Raw genomic sequence first — 16,363 nt, forward strand, 5'->3', positions numbered from 1 at the left:
TTCCCCTCATCCCGAACGCCGACGGCACTGCCCTCAGATAATCCGATGCCCAGCGACACCGGCACCGACCATCTACATCACGACCGCATCTTGCCGCGCCAACTGCCACGCGCTACGTTTCTTTGGCAAACATGGGGGCTGCCGCAACCCGGTTGCGCTTGAAGCTGATCCACCCGCAGGAGCGAGGCACCAAATGCAAAGGAAGGCAGGAATCGCAGGATGCGTAGTGCTCGTAGCCGCCATCGCTACAACGCTCTGGCTGTGGCGTGGAAACTCGGATGACGTAGGGCCACCATCAAACCCTCAGGCAGCCGCCTTCAGCAATGCGGCAGCCCGGCCCAACCCAGTGCCGTCGCCCGCAACGACCCAGCACCTGCAAGCAGCCCGATTCCCGGCCTACGATCCGTCCATGCGAAAGGCAGTGGGCCCGAAGGCTTACAGCATCCAGCGGGAGACGGCGTGGCGAGTCCCCGGCGATGCACGGCAGCAGGTGCTGGCGCTGAAGCGGCAATCAGATGCGGGCGAGGGCTTGGTCAGCTACGAAATCGAACTGATCGTGCGGGACTGCAGAAACCTGATCAACGGCAATCCGGAGGAAGCTTGGCAGGCCCTGCAACGCGCGGGCATGCGTCCCGATCCCAATCGCCTCAGCAGACTGGAGATCGGTCTGGGCGAGTGCGCGGCATTGAGCCAGGATCCCACGCTTTACGACGCGCCGTGGCTGGCGCGTGCAGCGGAACAGGGCTCGGTAGAGGCGCAGTTGCTCTACAGCATCGACATTGAAGCGGTGATCGGGCCCGCATCGACCTTGACCGGACGCGATGATGAACTGCAGGCGTGGCGGCAGACCTCGCTCCGCTATCTGCACTCCCTCGCCGACGGCGGCAACGTCGACGCACTTTCTGCACTGGCGAGTGTTTACGACAACGGCTTCAACGTCGCCCGCGATCCAGTCGCCGTGCACGCTTATAGCCAAGTGCTCAGCCGACTCGATCCGCGGTACATCGACGAAACCACGCTGGCGCGCGAACGGCGGGCACTGGCCCCGGAGCAGCAGCAGAAGGCAGCCGATCAAGCCGACGCAATCTACAAACGATGTTGCTCCCTATAGGCGAAGGCCCCGCACCCTGGCATCGCCAAGCCATGCGCGGCGAGCCGGATCCTAACCGCTAAAACCTCGCCGCCGCCCACCGATTCACCACCCCACCGCCTGCACACGCTGCGGATCCTCGGGGTCGTAAAGGATATCCATCGTCTCCCGCGGAATCCTGGCCAGGTCAATCAACGGCACATAGCGTCGAATCACCGCGCGTTGCGCCCGACCCGCCACATCAGTGAAACCCAGCTGGAACTCCACCTGCGGCTGCTCATTGAAGAACGCGCCGGTCTGGCGAACCTCCTCGATGCTCGCCACCGTACCCACGCCCCGATACTTCAATGCGTTGCCAGCCGCATCGGCCTGCAGCCGACGCAACAACAAACGTACGCCGACAACGAACGCGCACAGCACCAGCGGACTGATCAGCAGCGGATGACCCAGGCTGAGAAATGTCCAGCCCAAGCCGTTGTTCTGCAGGTGCCACGCCACGCCGTATGCGCTCGCGACCAGTGCCATGAAGAACACGCCGACCGCCGCGCGCAGCCACAATGTGCCGTGGTTGATCTCCGGCGCGCCACCTTCCAGCGACATATTGGGATAGGCGCCGGGCGAGCGGCTGAGCCGGGCAGGCAATGTGCGGCCGACCTCGTAGCGCTGCTGCATCGGCTTGCTGTCCACCAGCACGAGCTCATCGGTAATGGGCGTGCCGGACAGATTCTCGAATGCCAGGCGCAACCGCAGCTGCGGGAAGCCGTCGACGGTGCCGGGCAAGGAAACCACCTGCTCGATGCTTGCGTTGCGTGGCTCACCGTAGGTCAGGATGTCGCGCATCCGGCGCACAGAGCGCACCCCGGCGAGCACCAGCGTGTCCACATAGACGTAGAGCAGGACCAGCCACAGGCTGAGGGAGGCCACCAAGAGTGTCATCGCCCACCCGGGCGGAGAGCGGCTTTCCAGGGGGACGGGGTAGCTGGCCTGCGCATACATCATCACCGGCAAGCCGATGGCGAACATCAGCGCGAAGAACAGCAGGAACGCGCCCCAGAACCAAAGTGGATTTTTCACGGCCATGTGAGGGGAGTACAGGGGAGGGCAGGGTACTACAGGGGTGTCAGGCCCCTGTCGCGATTGGCTTTGGGGCCATCTGGCGGATTGAGCTGGATGAGCACGCGCGCATTGACCGCTTTCCGGACACGCTTTAGAATTGCCAGCTCAGCCGGAATAGCTCAGTTGGTAGAGCGGCGCATTCGTAATGCGTAGGTCGTAGGTTCGATTCCTATTTCCGGCACCAGTTGTACGAAAAGCCCCGGCCTTGGTCGGGGCTTTTTGTTTGCGGCTCGCTTGGTGGTAGTGCCGGCCGCTGGCCTGTAACTGCAGGTCCGCTTGACGCGAGCACCTGTTGAGATCGCCATTAAGGTCCGGTCCGGGTTCGTTGGCCCTTAGCGCAAAAGGCGCGGACATTGTCGCCTCAGTTGGCGTAGCCATTGATGCAACGGCTGCGGCTTTACCCTTCGTGCCCGGTGGCGCAGGTACAGCGATCAAGGCAGCCAGAGGACTTGAGAAGGCTGTTGAAGGTGCACGAACGGCAGAAAAAGCGGGAGACAGCTTCGACTCCGCGAGACGTGGTGCGTTTGAGAGCGCTGGGATGAATGGTCCCAGCAAGGTAATCTTCTCAAAGGTTGATGAGAAGACCGGTACAGTTGTGGAATTCAAGGAGGAGGGTGGGGCGAAGATTGGATACGATGGACCACATGCCAGTGGGCCTCACCATGACACCCAGCATATAAGCTGGCAGTCTGCGGGAAAGAGAGGCGACGGGTGCACAGCGTGGAAAACATCCCATATTCCGGAGAACGCCATCCCTCAAGGCCGGATAGGAGCGCTCAATGAGCACGAAAGATAGTGGTGCTGTGGCGGCATCTAAACAAATCTGCTCTCTTGGGTATGGCAGTGTTTCAGTAGCGTCTGATGCGGATGTGCTGCTTCGCAGGCTGGTCGAAATACATGGGATTGATTCAACCAGGCACTATTGGTGGGAGTCTTTGGCGACGTCCCGGTTCGTTCGCTACAGCACATCAGGCAATGATTGGACGGAGCAGATTGCGGTGTTTCTGGCTGACATGGGAGACCCCATATTTCTTGCCATCACCGATGATGAGCCGCCGCCGTGGCCGGTGTTGAGAATTGAGCATGGTTCGGAAGTTGCGACTTTGCTCAGCGAAATGCATTTTTTTGAGTATTTCGTATTCTCGCAAGACTGCGCGCGAGTCTTCTTTGATACACACGATAACGTTTTGATCTCCTCGCCATAGGGAGAGTGGTCGTAGGTTCGATTCCTATTTCCGGAACCAATTTTACGAAAAGTCCCGGCCTTGGTCGGGGCCTTTTGTTTGTGCGGGTGTTGCCGCGTAGCGGCACCCATGGTCGGTGGATGGCAGGATGGCCCTCCCGGACAGTGGTAGCCCTGGATTGCCGAACCTGTCGATCTGCTCGCACGCCCCTGCGGCTTACCGAGTCCTTGTTGAGAGGATCCGAAATACGTCTTTAAAGCCAGAGTGCTATCGGGACACGGATCTGCCTTGTTCTGGTGATGGGGCTGGATGTGGTGCAGACTGCAGGCGAACATACGGTCACGTACATTATATGAGAGATGCCGGCATGCTTGGATTTCTAGACGAGATATGTTCCATTCCTTGGGACATCATGGAGTTTGGCGCGTTTGAGCTAATTCCAGCAGACGCGCATTCGGTTAGATGTAACCACGTTTACGTCGATTGCAAGATGCCATTTCTTATCGCGGCGGAATCTTTGGAGCTGGATGGCATCGAGACATTTGGTGTGGGATTGGTGCATGAGCCGGATCGGATAAGAAGATTCTTGGAAGGGCCGTACCCACCGCACAACAAGCCGCGCACAGCTGGATTATCCGATTTGGTTGGTATGGATTGCGAGCCATGTCTACTAAGCAGGAAGTCCTTTCGCGCTTTCAGCGAGACAGGTGAATTGTGCCATCTGAACTCTGGGCTGGTGCATGACGTGACTTTCGAAATGTGCTCTATCACTATCACCATATCGGCTGACGAAGAGGCTCCCATGGGGTTGAGGGTGAGCTGGTGAGTCCGGGCTGAGGCTTTATGCTCCCGTTTCGATTGATGGGTCGATTGTGAGTCTGATAGCGGCCTGTTCCTCGGGCTATTTTATTAAGAATGCAGGTGCGGGCTGGATTACGCAGGAAGGATAAGGTGCAGTCATCGCTAGCAATGGCGCAACGTGCGAGCCGAATTACAATATTCGATCTGATTTACAAAAGGTGAAGCCTGTGGATGTAACCAGAAAGGCCCGCGCCAACCCAGTTGACGGATCTACGGTTGCTACGCCTCACGTAAAATAAGCAGGTCAGAAGGGTGTACGTCCGGCACTGCCAGAAGAGCTGCCTAAGCTAAAGCGAGATCACCTATGGATACTGCTATTTCGTTGTTGCAAAAATGGTATGCGCGGCACTGCGATGAAGATTGGGAACACTCCTACGGCATCAAGATAGATACGCTGGACAACCCGGGGTGGATTCTTACCGTCGACTTGGACGATACGGAGTTCAGCGAACGTCTGCTGCCGCGCAATCGCCTTGATCGGTCAGAAGCAGACTGGGTCCAGTCGGAGATTTCAGGGCGGCGCTACATTGCTTGCGGAGGCGTGTTAAATCTGGAGGAGATGGTCCTTCAGTTTCTGATCTTCGTAGGGGAGCCCGGGGTCGATAATTTCATTAAGCCAGAAAGGGAATTATGAACGTGGTTCAGTATGTATGGTCAGAACAGATAGATTCGATGCTGCGCGAAGGCGAATTTCTGGAAATGCTGGGCGTTCGTAACTGGGCGCTTGACAGGGTTGGAGCGCTGGACGCAGTGGAGAGGTTGAGTTGTGAGGGGATCGCGGTCGCCGGTGGTGATGTGTACAGGCGGGAAGATGGTCGCCTCGAAACGACTTACGAGAATTGGTATTGCAACAGGAAAGATGGTGAGCAGGTGAGCCAGTACATTGAACGTAGCGTCGATATTGCGAGGAATTACATATCCAAATACCCCGACTCGGACAGCAGAGTTTTATTCTCATTAGTACCTGTGGCTCTGTGACCAGATCCCTGAGTCTAGAGAAAAATTGAAATTCGGTAAGCAGGATCCGCATCCAAACACCGCCTCGCCTCCTCTCCTACGTCGGCGCCATCGCCACCCACGCAATACGATCAATCATGTGCGCTCACGAGGCGCATCATTTTTTCGTCAGAACCACGTGATCGCCATGGGGGCTCGGAGGCGCTCGGGTTCGCGGTTGACTCTTCTTGCGTAGCCTTCCAGGTATATGGCTTGGATCATGACCTGGGTGCACAGCAAGCGTCGTACGTTGGGCTGGGTTGAACGCCTGAGCTTGGATCAAGCGAGTGATCAGGCTCGCCAAACAGTTGCTTAGTACGTTCATTTGGGATTGCCCGCCCCGGCAAACTCCAAGACCATTAGCTGCACACTCGAGAAGAAAGAAGCGGCTGGGTGGCTGCTTGAAGAAATTCTGAAAATTCCGGAAACTGTCAAGAGAGCCTTCGGCGGCAGTCGATTCGACTACTGGGGTCGAACGGTAGAGGTCTGCGTCTTGAGGCGGATCGAGCATTCAACTCTTTCGTGGGTCAAAAAAGTGGGTGTAGTGATGGGGAGCTTCTCAACAGATTTTGTGAGCCCGACGAATTTTGATTCGCTGGCGGTGGAGATATCGTACGACTCTCAGATCCTTTGTCGTATTGACAGGGAGAGCGCTGATGGAGCGCTGGAAATAGAATTTTTTCATAAGGCAAGGCTTCTAGCCGATGATGTCAACATGAAGTTTCCGGTGCTGGAGTTCCTGCGTGCCGTCGAGGAGGCATGTGTGGATCTTCGAGAGATTCCCTCCTGAAGCCCGCCGCGTGGCGCGCGGGTCATCGGTTCGATTCTTCAGACACTAATCGTACAAAAAGCCCCGGTCTTGGTCGGGGCTTTTTGTCTCTGTGCGGCGCGGCCGTGGCGGCGACAGGCAACGGAGCACTGCCGCCGATCGTCAAGCTCCGCGAAATCACTCCCGCATCAAATCCCCTCTTGCATCGGCCGGCAATCCTGATAGCGTAGCCTCACGGCCATGCTGATCGGCCACGGATGGATGCAATCGGGGGGACCGGTTCGCAGGGGATGTACGCGACCGGAAGCCATCGCCAAACAAGGAGGCTGGTATGGCTTACGCCCCGATGGGACGTGGCTTCGGTGTGGCAGTGTCTGTTGTTATTGCAATATGGGCGGCGCCTCTGGGCGCGCAGCAGGTCGCCTCTGGCATCGAGCCGCACCATGAGTACAGGAAGCGGACCCAGAGCGCTGAAATGCCGGCTGCACTTGATACGGGTCTGTTCGGCGAGAGCATCAGCCTCTACGACGGCAGGACGGACTTCCGGGTGGTAGATGTAGATCTGCCTGGCAATTCAACGCTGCCCGTGCAGTTTGCGCGACGCCTTGCCATTGAATTACAGCCCCAGGATGAGATCAGCGCGCACGATAGTCGCCTGCTTGGCGCCGGCAACTGGGACATCGAAGTTCCGTACGTTTCGGCTACGTTTCCGAGTGCGAGCGGGTGGCCTGCGACTCGCTGTAGCGTCGGTAGCGTGCCGTCCACCACAGGGCAATTCTCGGTCCGAGAACACTGGAATGGAATCTCGATCCATATACCGGGAAGGGGCGACACGCCCATGCTTTCCTACCAGCAGAACACCCCGCGTCCCACCGACGGCGCCACGTATCGCAACACCACAAAGGAACGCGACGCGATTGACTGCATCGCCTTGTCGGACGGACAGGGAGAGGGCTATCGCCTCACCACGACCAGTGGCGAACGCTACTATTTCGATCGGCTGGTGAGCCGCAGTGAGAGCACGCTGCAGAAGTCGATCCCCTTCAACGAAGACTTGGTCCAGATAGATGTCTATTTGCCGCGAGCACGCTACTACTTGCTGGCAAGCAGGGTTGAGGATCGGTTTGGCAACGTGGTTCGTTTTACATATAACGGCTCAGGGCATCCCACCAGCATCGAGGCCAATGATGGGCGCCTCATTAGCCTGAGCTACGTGCAGGGCAGGGTAAGCCAGGTGCAGGCGAACGGCCGCCTATGGAAGTACGCGTACGCGGCTCGGCCACTTGAGACGGAACTCGCCACGGTCACGCTGCCTGACACAAGCAGGTGGACATATGCCTCTACTGGATCCCTGCTCCCGTCTGTCAATCATCCAGGTGACACACTGCCCCCCACGGCGTGGTGCCGGACACGGCCAACCATCCTTTCGGCTGACTATGGTTTGACCGTGACGCACCCCACTGGGGCCCGTGGTGACTTCAGCTTCAGCAACGATAGACACGCACGCACGGGTGTACACGCTACAGAATGCATGAAGAAGGGTGATCCGCGTTACCCTGAGTATGCGCGCATAGTCCCAGAGTTCTTTGATGTACTGAGCGTCAAATCAAAGTTGATAACGGGGCCAGGCCTGCCACCGATGAAGTGGACATATGGATTCGGCAACCAGAGCCCAACGTATTGGGGCACGCCGGATTCCCCGCCGTCCTATCCATGCGGCACGTGCATGCCCACCAAGACGGTCACAGTGGTGCGGCCAGACGGGAGTACTCAGCAACTGACATTCGGCACGCTGTACCGCTTCAACGATGGCCGCCAGTTGGGCGAGAGGATACTCAGTGCATCAGGCGCCGAACTCAGTGTTACCACGACCGACTACCTCGGGGAAGGCGCCATGGCATCTCAACCGTTCGCCAATGAGTACGGCGGCATACTTGGCGCGGTGAACGATCCGGCATCTGTCTGGGTCCGGCCCGTAGTGCGCACAAGTACGGTCAGGGAGGGTACGTCTTACTCCTGGGAATCCATCGCGTTCGATTCATTTGCACGTACCGTGCAATCGGTACGCAGTGGGCCAAGCGGCTCGATCCGCGAGCAGGTGGATTTCCATGATGTGCCACAGCGGTGGCTGATGGGCCAAGCACGGCGACTGGTCAACCTCGACAATGGGGTCGTGATAGCCGAGGCCGTTTTCGACTCGAACGCGATGCCGGTGCGTACCTACTCATTCGGTCTGCTCACACAAAGCCTGTCTTACCGCGCGGACGGGACGGTGGCGAGCATTGCTGACGGCGCTGGGAACACGACTTTACTTTCTGCATGGCAGCGCGGCCTGCCGACTCATGTCATCAATGCTGATCAGACCACGCGTACGTTGAGCGTAGACGGCAACGGGTGGGTAACCGCAGCCACTGACGAGAATGGTCTCACTACGCGCTACACGCACGACACGATGGGCCGCACCAAGTCAGTCACCTATCCCGAAGGTGGTGGCGCCCCTTGGAATGCGACGATTTCTTCATTTGCTCCCAGTTCGTCCGCACAGTATGGTCTCCCGGCTGGCCACTGGGCGCACACCATTTCCACTGGCAATGCGCGCAGGATCACCTACTTCGACGGTCTATGGCGTCCCTTGCTAGTAAGAGAGTTCGATTCATCCAACGCAGTGTTGACTCAGCGCTTTCAGCGGTTCGCGTACGACAGCTCAGGCAACCGGTTGTTCGAATCCTATCCGGGCTCGGCACCCGAAATGCAGAATGGCAACTGGACCGAATACGACGCGTTGCAGCGGGAGACTGCACGGCTTCAGGACAGCGAGTCAGGAAGTCTGATCACCGTTATCGACTACCTCCAAGGCGGACGCGTTCGCGTGACCGATCCACTTGGACGGCAGACCACAACCAGCCATCAGGCGTTTGATAAGCCGAACTACGAGTTGCCAACGCTGATACAGCGCCCTGCGGGTGTCGAGCTTAAGATAGATCGCAACGTATTCGGAAACCCCACCGCGATTGTGCAGCGTGGGACGACGAACGGCCTGTAATTCCAAGGGCGATGGGTCGGCGGTGGGAGCAGTTGCGAAGGCCTGTCGCCAGAGGCGGTCTTCTACGTAGTGAGACATGTAGTCAGATGAATCAGAGGGCCATTGCAGATGAGCGCGAATGGCGACAAATAAACGCGACTCAGGGAATGTCTCGCATGTGTACTCGCATTGGAAAAAGCGTTCTGTGGGTCTGGTCCGCGCTGTTAGTCTGTGCGTATTTCTACTCCGCAAACTCAGCCCTGGCTGCGCCATGCAACGAGCCTTTGTCCGTTCCGTTCGACTCAAAGCTTTCAGTCGCTGCCGCTGGCCCGATATGCCCCGAGCATCCAGAACTACCGCCGGAACCTGAGTACTACGATGCGGAGTTCGATAGCCAGAATGTACCGACGACGATGGTGGTCGGTCAGCGCTATAACGTTAGCATTTCGATGCGCAATACAGGTGCCGCGGTCTGGAGTGCAGACCAAGCCTACAGTTTGGGCTCGCAGAATCCGCACGACAACTTGACGTGGGGCATCGGGCGTGTTGCTGTTCCCGGTAGCATCAGCATTCGCCAGAATGCGAAGTTCAACTTCACCGTTACCGCGCCGCGCGCTGCTGGACGCCACAATTTTCAGTGGCGAATGGTACGCGATGGCGTCGCTTGGTTCGGTTTCAACACCAAGAACGTGCAAATCGATGTGGTTGGGTCTGTGATCCGTGGTGCCATTGATGGAATATCGAACGGACAGATAACTGGGTGGGCTTGCTCCAGCGGGATCAGTGAATCGATCAGCGTGCATGTGTATCTGGGCGGACAAGCTGGGGCTGCGGGCGCCGTGAACGTGGGTGCCTATCGTGCGGACAATGCGAGCGAGCCAGCCATAGCCTCAGCGTGCGGGGCAGCAGGCAGTACCTACCGCTTCTATATTCCAATCCAAGGTGCGTGGACGATAGAGCACGCGAACCAGCCGATCTACGTTCATGGTATCTCTCCAGTGGGCGCAGCGAACCTCGTCCTGGCTGGCTCCGGTAACTACCGTATTCCCGCCAATGTGCCGCCCTCTATCAGCATGACATCGCCCACGGCCGGGACAGTGGTTGGCGAGGGAGCTTCGGTAATTCTCGCCGCACAAGCATCAGATCCAGACGATGGCATCGCTTCAGTTACGTTTATGGCCGATGGCGCCGTGTTGGGAAGCAAAGGACCGCCTTACCAACTGACGTATTCCAGTATTCCAGAGGGTGCGCACTCGGTTCAGGCTTACGCGCGTGATACGCGAGGTGCAGTTACCTATTCGCCACCCCGGACGATTTACGCATCGAGGGTAATAGGCGATCTTGCAGTGGCCAATGGGGCCATCTTTGGTTGGGCTTGCTCAACCTACGTGGGGGGCTCGATCCCGGTGCATGTCTATTTCGGCGGCCCGGCAGGCAGTGGCTTCGGCTATGGTGAGTTTATCGCCAACATTGCCAGTGAAGCCGCGGTCAACAACCAATGTAAGGGCGGCGGTACCGCCTACCGCTTCAATGTTCCGATTACACATGCAATGGTGCGCGATCATGGCGGGAAGAAGGTTTACGTGCATGGTATTTCGCCACTTGTCGACGCCCACCTTCTGATCTCCAATAGCGGTAACTATGCGTTGCCCGTCAATCAAGCTCCCTCGATCACGCTTACCTCTCCCGGAGACTCAACAGTTGATGGGCCGGTAGACATCCTTTTGGCAGCGGACGCTCGCGACCCGGACGACGCCGTCGCGCAAGTCGCCTTCTTCCGTAACGATCAACTGGTAGCGAGTGTCAGCGCGGCACCTTGGCAATACACAATGAATGGTGCGTCTGCAGGTACCTACCGCTTCCACGCAGTTGCCACGGACCATCGGGGTGCCAGTACGAGGTCCAATAGCCGGACGGTGACCGTTGTAGAGGCACAATCGCCGGCGAGCGTCACACGCAGCTATGTCTACGATGCCTATCAGCGCCTCTGCAAAACGATCGAGCCTGAGACCGGCTCCTCTGTCGTCGACTACGATGCTGCCGGCAATGTCGCTTGGTCCGCCGGTGGCTTGGATCTCCCTGGCTCAGGCGCCTGCAACCGCGCGGAGGCCGCGGCGTCCGGTCGTCGTGTAGATCGAAGCTACGACGTGCGGAATCGCATCAGTTCCCTTCAATTCCCCGACGGCAATGGAAGTACGACGTGGTCCTATACCCCGGATGGGTTAGTTGCGGCTACGAAGGTCCTAAACGACGGGGGAGCGACTTCGGTACTCAACAGCTATCAGTACAACAGTCGGCGACAATTGACTACTGAAAGCGTGGAGCAACCTGGTTGGTACGCGTGGGCGGTTAGCGCCAGCTACAACGCCAATGGCCATCGTGCAACACAGACATGGCCTACAGGGGCAGTGGTGGAGTACTCGCCCAATGCCTTGGGTCAGCCGACACGGGTCGGTAACTACGCCACAGGGGTGCGCTATCACCCCAATGGGGCGGTGAAACAGTTCATCTACGGGAACAACGTGTTGCACGCGATGGAGCAAAACGTTCGGCAGCTACCGGCGCGCGTTCTTGAAAAGAATGTGCTGGACTACCGGACTACATACGATGCGGTTGGGAATGTCACCGATATCTATGACGATGCTCTGGGCGCTTTCTACAATCGGCACATGAGCTATGACAGCCTGGATCGGCTGACTGCGGCAGGCTCAAACAACTTCGGCGGTGATTTCTGGCATCGTTTCACCTACGATGCTTTGGATAACTTACGTAGCTGGGTACTGCCCGGAGTCAAGGATCATCAGTACTTCTATGACGCGCGCAATCGTCTGACGAACGTGCGCGGTAGCGATGGCGCTACTACGATGGGTCTCACCTACGACGCCCAGGGAAATCTTGCAGTCAAGAACGGCCAAAGCCACATATTTGACTTCGGGAATCGGCTGCGCAGTGTGGTGGGGCTGGAAACCTATCGATACGATGCAGCAGGTCGCCGCGTCCTTGCGCACTCGCCGACGAAGGGAAATATTCTTTGGCAGTACACTCAGGACGGCAGGCTGGTCTATCAATCTGATGGGCGTGTCGGCACCGGGACTGAGTTTGTACATCTGGGCGACCGCTTGATAGCGCGTCGTGACATCAATGGCGCGGGTGCGGTAACCACATATCTCCATACTGATGCCTTGGGCAGCATTGTTGCCAGCAGCGACCAATCCAGGCAGGTGGTCGAGCGGACTCACTACGAGCCCTACGGCGCGCCAATCGGAAAGGTCATTGAGGGACCGGCCTATACCGGACACGTGATGGATGGGATCACTGGGCTGAGCTACATGCAGCAGCGATACATGGATCCGCAACTAGGGGCTTTCCTGTCTGTGGACCCGGTGACGGCGTATCAGAAGCCGGTTGATCAGTTCAATCGCTATCGGTATGCGAACGGGAATCCGTATAAGTTCACGGACCCGGATGGACGGCAGAGCCTACCGCGATCAGTCTACGAGACCGATTGGACCAAGCCTGAAACTAGGCAGGCATTCGGCGACGCTCTATCCTTTGTTGCGGACTTCACTCCAGTCGTTAGTGATGCGAAGGGAATTGCTGAAGCAGTTAGGGAGCCGACGCTTAGGAACTTTCTTGCCGCCGCAGTGGGTGTTTTCCCTATTGCAGGAGATTTCGCGGGGAAAGCCATCAAGAGCGCGGATCAGTTGATCGATGCAGCTGGAAAGATGGAGCGGTTGGCCAAGGGAAAGCGCCAGGGGCGGGTGGAGGGGGATGTGCGTCAGATATTTGCTGCAATAACCGAAGGCGGGGTTAAAGGTCGTAACGATTACATGACAATGCCGGATGGTACGATCATAGGTAGCCATGTATCCAAGTCTACCGGCGTTGCGACTATCGATATTAATAAGGCTGGGCAGGTTTACAAGATAAGAGTCGAGGCGCCTAAGCAGGCTCGGGAGTAAGGTTATGATCGACTTTCATTTAAGTATTATTGAGAATTATGGGTCTGATGTTCTTGATGATCCGAATATGGAGTACCTGCGAAAGTATTGGATGAATATTTCGCAGCTGAAGGCGGATTGGGCGGAGCTTCTTGATCAGAAATTTGTTTTGGGTCAGGATTGTTTTGCAGTATCAACCAGGTGCGATGCGGAAAGTCACTTGGGTGGAGCGATCTTTGCCGAGGAGGAGTTTTCTGAGTTCAAGCGGATGTCCGCTGATATGGGTGCGAAATCCTTCGCAATAGTTGAGTACATCGGGCAGGACCAGTGGAATGAATTTGAATCTATATCATTCTTTAGGTTTGTTTTCCCGCTGGACATTGCTTGGGCTGAAATGGTGTGCTCTTGTTCGATCGCTTACGATGTGTTTGAACGGCCCATCAGGACCTACTTTGTATTATCCGACAATGGTTGTGTCGGAAAGTATGTTGATAGTGACGCCTTGCATCCTTACGACTTGCGCTTTCCTGTCGCCCGTGAAGGTTAGGGCATGCTGCCGAGTTCTGGCGCAGCTCCCAATCAGCACCATCCGCATCACCGCTCTCCGGAGTAGGTCAGGAGAAAGTTCCGCCTGTGACTGCCGCTTACCCAGGGGGTGCATCGCCCTCAAAGCTTCCCCGCCCCGGCTTTCCCCAGCACATCGGCAGCAACCTCGCCAGCATTCAATGGCACGTAACGGTAAGGCGGAGTCCAGCCAATATCACGGTTCCAGCTGCACTCCAGTGAGGTTCCGTTGAGCATCGATCCGTCATCGCGGTAGACGGTTCCGCCATAATTGACCGCGACCTTATCACAGCTGCTTATGCCGTCGAGTTGGTACACATTGGCTTCAGCGAGAATCTTTGACTCTTTGCCAACGCCATGCGCGTACGCGAAGGGATACACCGGGTGACTCGCGCTCCCGACATGATAATTGTTGTACAGGTGTACCTGGCCGAATCGAACACGAGGTCCGCGCGAACCGATGTTCTCGAACAACGTGTTGTGGATGGTGACTTTCAGCTTGCCGCGATCTCTGGACGACGCTGCGTCGCTGGCGCCAATCAGGTTGTTCTTTTCGTGCAAGCGAAACGCCGAGTAGGACACGGTCACGTAGTTTGCGCCGTTCTTTATGTCCAGTGCACCGTCATGGTGCTGCTTGGGCCGCCCATTCTCACTGCCATTCTGATCATCGGTACGACGCCCGTCTGTGAACGTCACGTGGTCCACCCACACATTCTGGGCGCCCTCGATGGTGATGCCATCGAACTCAGAATTCCAATTGCCTGCATTCCCGTCATTGGGGTCCCAGACGGGCACTGGGTCCCATGGATTCTCGATCGTGAGATTCCGGATGATGACGTCATCTGCCTTGATGATTAAATAAGCCTCTCGGAACTCAGCGTCGGACGCGATGCCGATAATCGTGGTCTTGGTCGGCACCTTGACCCTTGCCCGCGCCTTCATATCGGCCGAGCTGGTGTACGGCATCCCTTCGCTGAGGTCGATCACGCCGTTGATGCGGATGATCCGCCCGGTGTCCCCCACCTTGGCCTTGAGTGCGCTTCGGAGTGCGGCCGCGTTGTTGACGGTAAAAACAGCGCTCGCTGCTGCGTTGGAACCACCGCGGGTGCCGCCGTCCTGGGTCGCCCAGCCACTGGTGGCTATCTCGCGACTTCGATCAGGCTGCGCTGCTGCACTGTGCGGCCAAGAGAGTGATGCCGCTACGACGAAGGCAACCATCAGCACGTGGGGATTATGTAATGCTCGCATGTGGCAATGTCCTTATGCAGTGAGTTGGGCTATCTCAGGCGCTCTGCAAATGCAGCTGCAGACGGCGAACTCCCGCAATCACCGGTCGTTAAACCATGACTGGTGTTCGATTCGTTCGTAGCTTCATTTTCCCAAAGCGTGAGTGAAGCGTCCGCGGAAGCCAGGATGATTCGGTTCGCAATAGCCACCATCCGCATCACCGCCCACTGAACTCCCTACGCGCGGGCCCCTTGATCATCTCCCTCCCTGCAACCAACAGCCCTTCCACCAAATGCTCCCCCAGCAGCGACGCCGTATCCCCATCGCGCCGCGCGATGTGTTCGGCATGCAGTATCTCCAGCACTGCATCCAACGCTTCCAGAACCCGCAGGGGCACGGCCACGTGGCCCGATCGCTCAAGCTCATCAAGCCGCTCAGGCCGGTTCGCTGGCAGATCCGGCACCAAGGCCAGATGGCTCGCTCGCACGCGCGCAGGCTGCTCCTGCTCCCAATTCGCCAGGCATCGTTCCAGCCTCTCGACGAGGTAGGGCGGCAACGTGTGGATGTGATCTCCCAACAGGGCGGTCATGCGTGGTGAACCCGGCGGATGGTCGATAGGCATTGCGGCAACCTCGCAGTGAGGCCACCCGCGCAGCAGCGCAGGGTGGCAGGCGATGCGGGTTGGCATACCGGGTGGATCTATCATTAACCGGCGGATCAGGGATCCCCACACATCGCCCGCCGTGTAACCGGTAGACGATGCAGTGCATTCTCCGCCGTGCCCCGGAAGGCAGAACAGAGTCAACGATAAATCCACTATCAGGATGCCAATCCCGGCCGATGCCCCGTGGCACCAGCAGCGTCATCGTGCGCAGCGCCAAGTCCCCGCGTCCATGAGGAAAACTGCGAAGTAGGGCGCTTAGGCCAGCACCCCATAGGTGCGGAACCCGCCACCCCTGGACGCTGCAGCCCTAGCGCACCCCAGTCCCATTCGCCTGGCTAAAAGATGCAATGCGCCTACCCGAGCAGGTGTCCTGCGACACCCAGCAAAAAGGCTCCGGTCGCCCGGAGCCTTCGTTCATCAACTTACCTACGCATCAGGCAGGCAGATCCCACTTGTCCGAATCCGCGCGCTTTTCCTTGTAGATCGTGCCGGCAAAATCAACGTGCAGTTCCATCCAGACGCCATCCCCGCGCTCAGCCACGATCTCGAAGTGCTTGGGCTTACGATCCGGATCACTGCCCACCGTCCACCCCGCCTTTTCCACTGCAGCCAGCGCAGCATGCGGATCGGCCTTTGCATCCGGGTGGTGGTGCTTCGGGCCGTGATGTGGCTTCTTGTGTTCGACCTCGACAAAGCGTCCGCCTTTTTTGCCAATGCGGGTCACTTTGATTTCCGATGGCCGTTGTTCGCCTTCCAGTCGTATCGCCAAGCCTTCCTCCAGCGTGAAGGCCTCCGCGCCCTTCGGTCCCAGATCGGCCAGGTACGCCTGGTCGTCGGCAATGAAGGTGAAGCGATGGGCAAAAACGTGCTCGATGACGCCGGCGAGGGCGACTTTTTCATGGTGCGGCATGCATTTCTCCTGAGAGCGC

The 16,363-nt window shown here is 57.8% G+C and carries 13 protein-coding genes and 1 tRNA gene; 10 read left to right on the top strand and 4 right to left on the bottom strand.

Going from position 1 to position 16,363, the window contains the following annotated elements:
- Window positions 1-226 precede the first annotated feature (226 nt).
- Window positions 227-1,111, top strand: a complete 885-nt coding sequence (locus tag ABRP17_RS13845) for a hypothetical protein (RefSeq protein ID WP_372486795.1) — start codon at window positions 227-229, stop codon at window positions 1,109-1,111.
- Window positions 1,112-1,195: 84 nt separating this feature from the next.
- On the opposite strand, the gene ABRP17_RS13850 is transcribed toward ABRP17_RS13845, so the two are convergent.
- Window positions 1,196-2,164, bottom strand: coding sequence for a hypothetical protein (locus ABRP17_RS13850; protein ID WP_349985624.1), 969 nt, complete (start codon window positions 2,162-2,164; stop codon window positions 1,196-1,198).
- 150 nt (window positions 2,165-2,314) lie between these two features.
- On the opposite strand from ABRP17_RS13850, the gene ABRP17_RS13855 reads away from it, so the two are divergent.
- The 9 genes from ABRP17_RS13855 (at window position 2,315) to ABRP17_RS13895 (ending at window position 13,526) form a co-directional block, all read left to right on the top strand.
- A tRNA-Thr gene (locus tag ABRP17_RS13855) sits at window positions 2,315-2,390 on the top strand.
- Between the two features lie 222 nt (window positions 2,391-2,612).
- Window positions 2,613-3,002, top strand: a complete 390-nt coding sequence (locus ABRP17_RS13860; protein ID WP_349985671.1) for a polymorphic toxin type 47 domain-containing protein — start codon at window positions 2,613-2,615, stop codon at window positions 3,000-3,002.
- Window positions 2,986-3,411 (top strand): hypothetical protein, encoded by a 426-nt coding sequence (locus ABRP17_RS13865; protein WP_349985625.1) that lies wholly within the window; start codon window positions 2,986-2,988, stop codon window positions 3,409-3,411. Before ABRP17_RS13860 ends, ABRP17_RS13865 begins: the two co-directional genes overlap by 17 nt.
- A gap of 1,144 nt (window positions 3,412-4,555) precedes the next feature.
- Window positions 4,556-4,885 carry an immunity 53 family protein gene (locus ABRP17_RS13870; RefSeq protein ID WP_349985626.1) on the top strand — a complete coding sequence of 110 codons (330 nt, stop codon included), beginning with the start codon at window positions 4,556-4,558 and terminating at the stop codon, window positions 4,883-4,885.
- The gene (gene imm40 / locus ABRP17_RS13875; protein ID WP_349985627.1) at window positions 4,882-5,229 is read left to right on the top strand and encodes an Imm40 family immunity protein; all 348 of its coding nucleotides are present in this window, start codon (window positions 4,882-4,884) and stop codon (window positions 5,227-5,229) included. The genes ABRP17_RS13870 and imm40 overlap by 4 nt, the downstream gene beginning before the upstream one ends.
- A gap of 349 nt (window positions 5,230-5,578) precedes the next feature.
- Entirely contained in the window at window positions 5,579-6,037 is a 459-nt protein-coding gene (locus tag ABRP17_RS13880) for a hypothetical protein (protein ID WP_372486796.1), read from the top strand.
- 310 nt (window positions 6,038-6,347) lie between these two features.
- Window positions 6,348-9,059, top strand: a complete 2,712-nt coding sequence (locus tag ABRP17_RS13885; RefSeq protein WP_349985629.1) for a hypothetical protein — start codon at window positions 6,348-6,350, stop codon at window positions 9,057-9,059.
- A gap of 263 nt (window positions 9,060-9,322) precedes the next feature.
- Window positions 9,323-13,000: an Ig-like domain-containing protein gene (locus tag ABRP17_RS13890; RefSeq protein ID WP_349985630.1), complete on the top strand. Its 3,678-nt coding sequence runs from the start codon at window positions 9,323-9,325 to the stop codon at window positions 12,998-13,000.
- Window positions 13,001-13,004: 4 nt separating this feature from the next.
- Window positions 13,005-13,526, top strand: coding sequence for a hypothetical protein (locus ABRP17_RS13895; protein ID WP_349985631.1), 522 nt, complete (start codon window positions 13,005-13,007; stop codon window positions 13,524-13,526).
- Window positions 13,527-13,645: 119 nt separating this feature from the next.
- Here ABRP17_RS13895 and ABRP17_RS13900 read toward each other — a convergent pair whose 3' ends face one another.
- From ABRP17_RS13900 to ABRP17_RS13910, 3 genes are all read right to left on the bottom strand, one after another.
- Window positions 13,646-14,761: a pectate lyase gene (locus ABRP17_RS13900; RefSeq protein WP_349985672.1), complete on the bottom strand. Its 1,116-nt coding sequence runs from the start codon at window positions 14,759-14,761 to the stop codon at window positions 13,646-13,648.
- 226 nt (window positions 14,762-14,987) lie between these two features.
- Complete coding sequence (locus ABRP17_RS13905; protein ID WP_349985632.1) at window positions 14,988-15,359, bottom strand: hypothetical protein; 372 nt, start codon at window positions 15,357-15,359, stop codon at window positions 14,988-14,990.
- 508 nt (window positions 15,360-15,867) lie between these two features.
- Complete coding sequence (locus tag ABRP17_RS13910; RefSeq protein ID WP_192095114.1) at window positions 15,868-16,344, bottom strand: hypothetical protein; 477 nt, start codon at window positions 16,342-16,344, stop codon at window positions 15,868-15,870.
- Window positions 16,345-16,363: the final 19 nt, after the last annotated feature.

The organism is Stenotrophomonas sp. WHRI 8082 (assembly GCF_040223995.2).
In the GTDB taxonomy this organism is placed as follows: Bacteria; Pseudomonadota; Gammaproteobacteria; order Xanthomonadales; family Xanthomonadaceae; genus Stenotrophomonas.

Bases quoted from the DNA above. Each gene is read 5' to 3' on its own strand.
- ABRP17_RS13885 (WP_349985629.1), top strand. From the start codon at position 6,348: ATGGCTTACGCCCCGATGGGACGTGGCTTCGGTGTGGCAGTGTCTGTT.
- ABRP17_RS13865 (WP_349985625.1), top strand. From the start codon at position 2,986: ATGAGCACGAAAGATAGTGGTGCTGTGGCGGCATCTAAACAAATCTGC.
- ABRP17_RS13895 (WP_349985631.1), top strand. From the start codon at position 13,005: ATGATCGACTTTCATTTAAGTATTATTGAGAATTATGGGTCTGATGTT.
- ABRP17_RS13900 (WP_349985672.1), bottom strand. From the start codon at position 14,761: ATGGTTGCCTTCGTCGTAGCGGCATCACTCTCTTGGCCGCACAGTGCA.
- imm40 (WP_349985627.1), top strand. From the start codon at position 4,882: ATGAACGTGGTTCAGTATGTATGGTCAGAACAGATAGATTCGATGCTG.
- ABRP17_RS13870 (WP_349985626.1), top strand. From the start codon at position 4,556: ATGGATACTGCTATTTCGTTGTTGCAAAAATGGTATGCGCGGCACTGC.
- ABRP17_RS13905 (WP_349985632.1), bottom strand. From the start codon at position 15,359: ATGACCGCCCTGTTGGGAGATCACATCCACACGTTGCCGCCCTACCTC.
- ABRP17_RS13910 (WP_192095114.1), bottom strand. From the start codon at position 16,344: ATGCCGCACCATGAAAAAGTCGCCCTCGCCGGCGTCATCGAGCACGTT.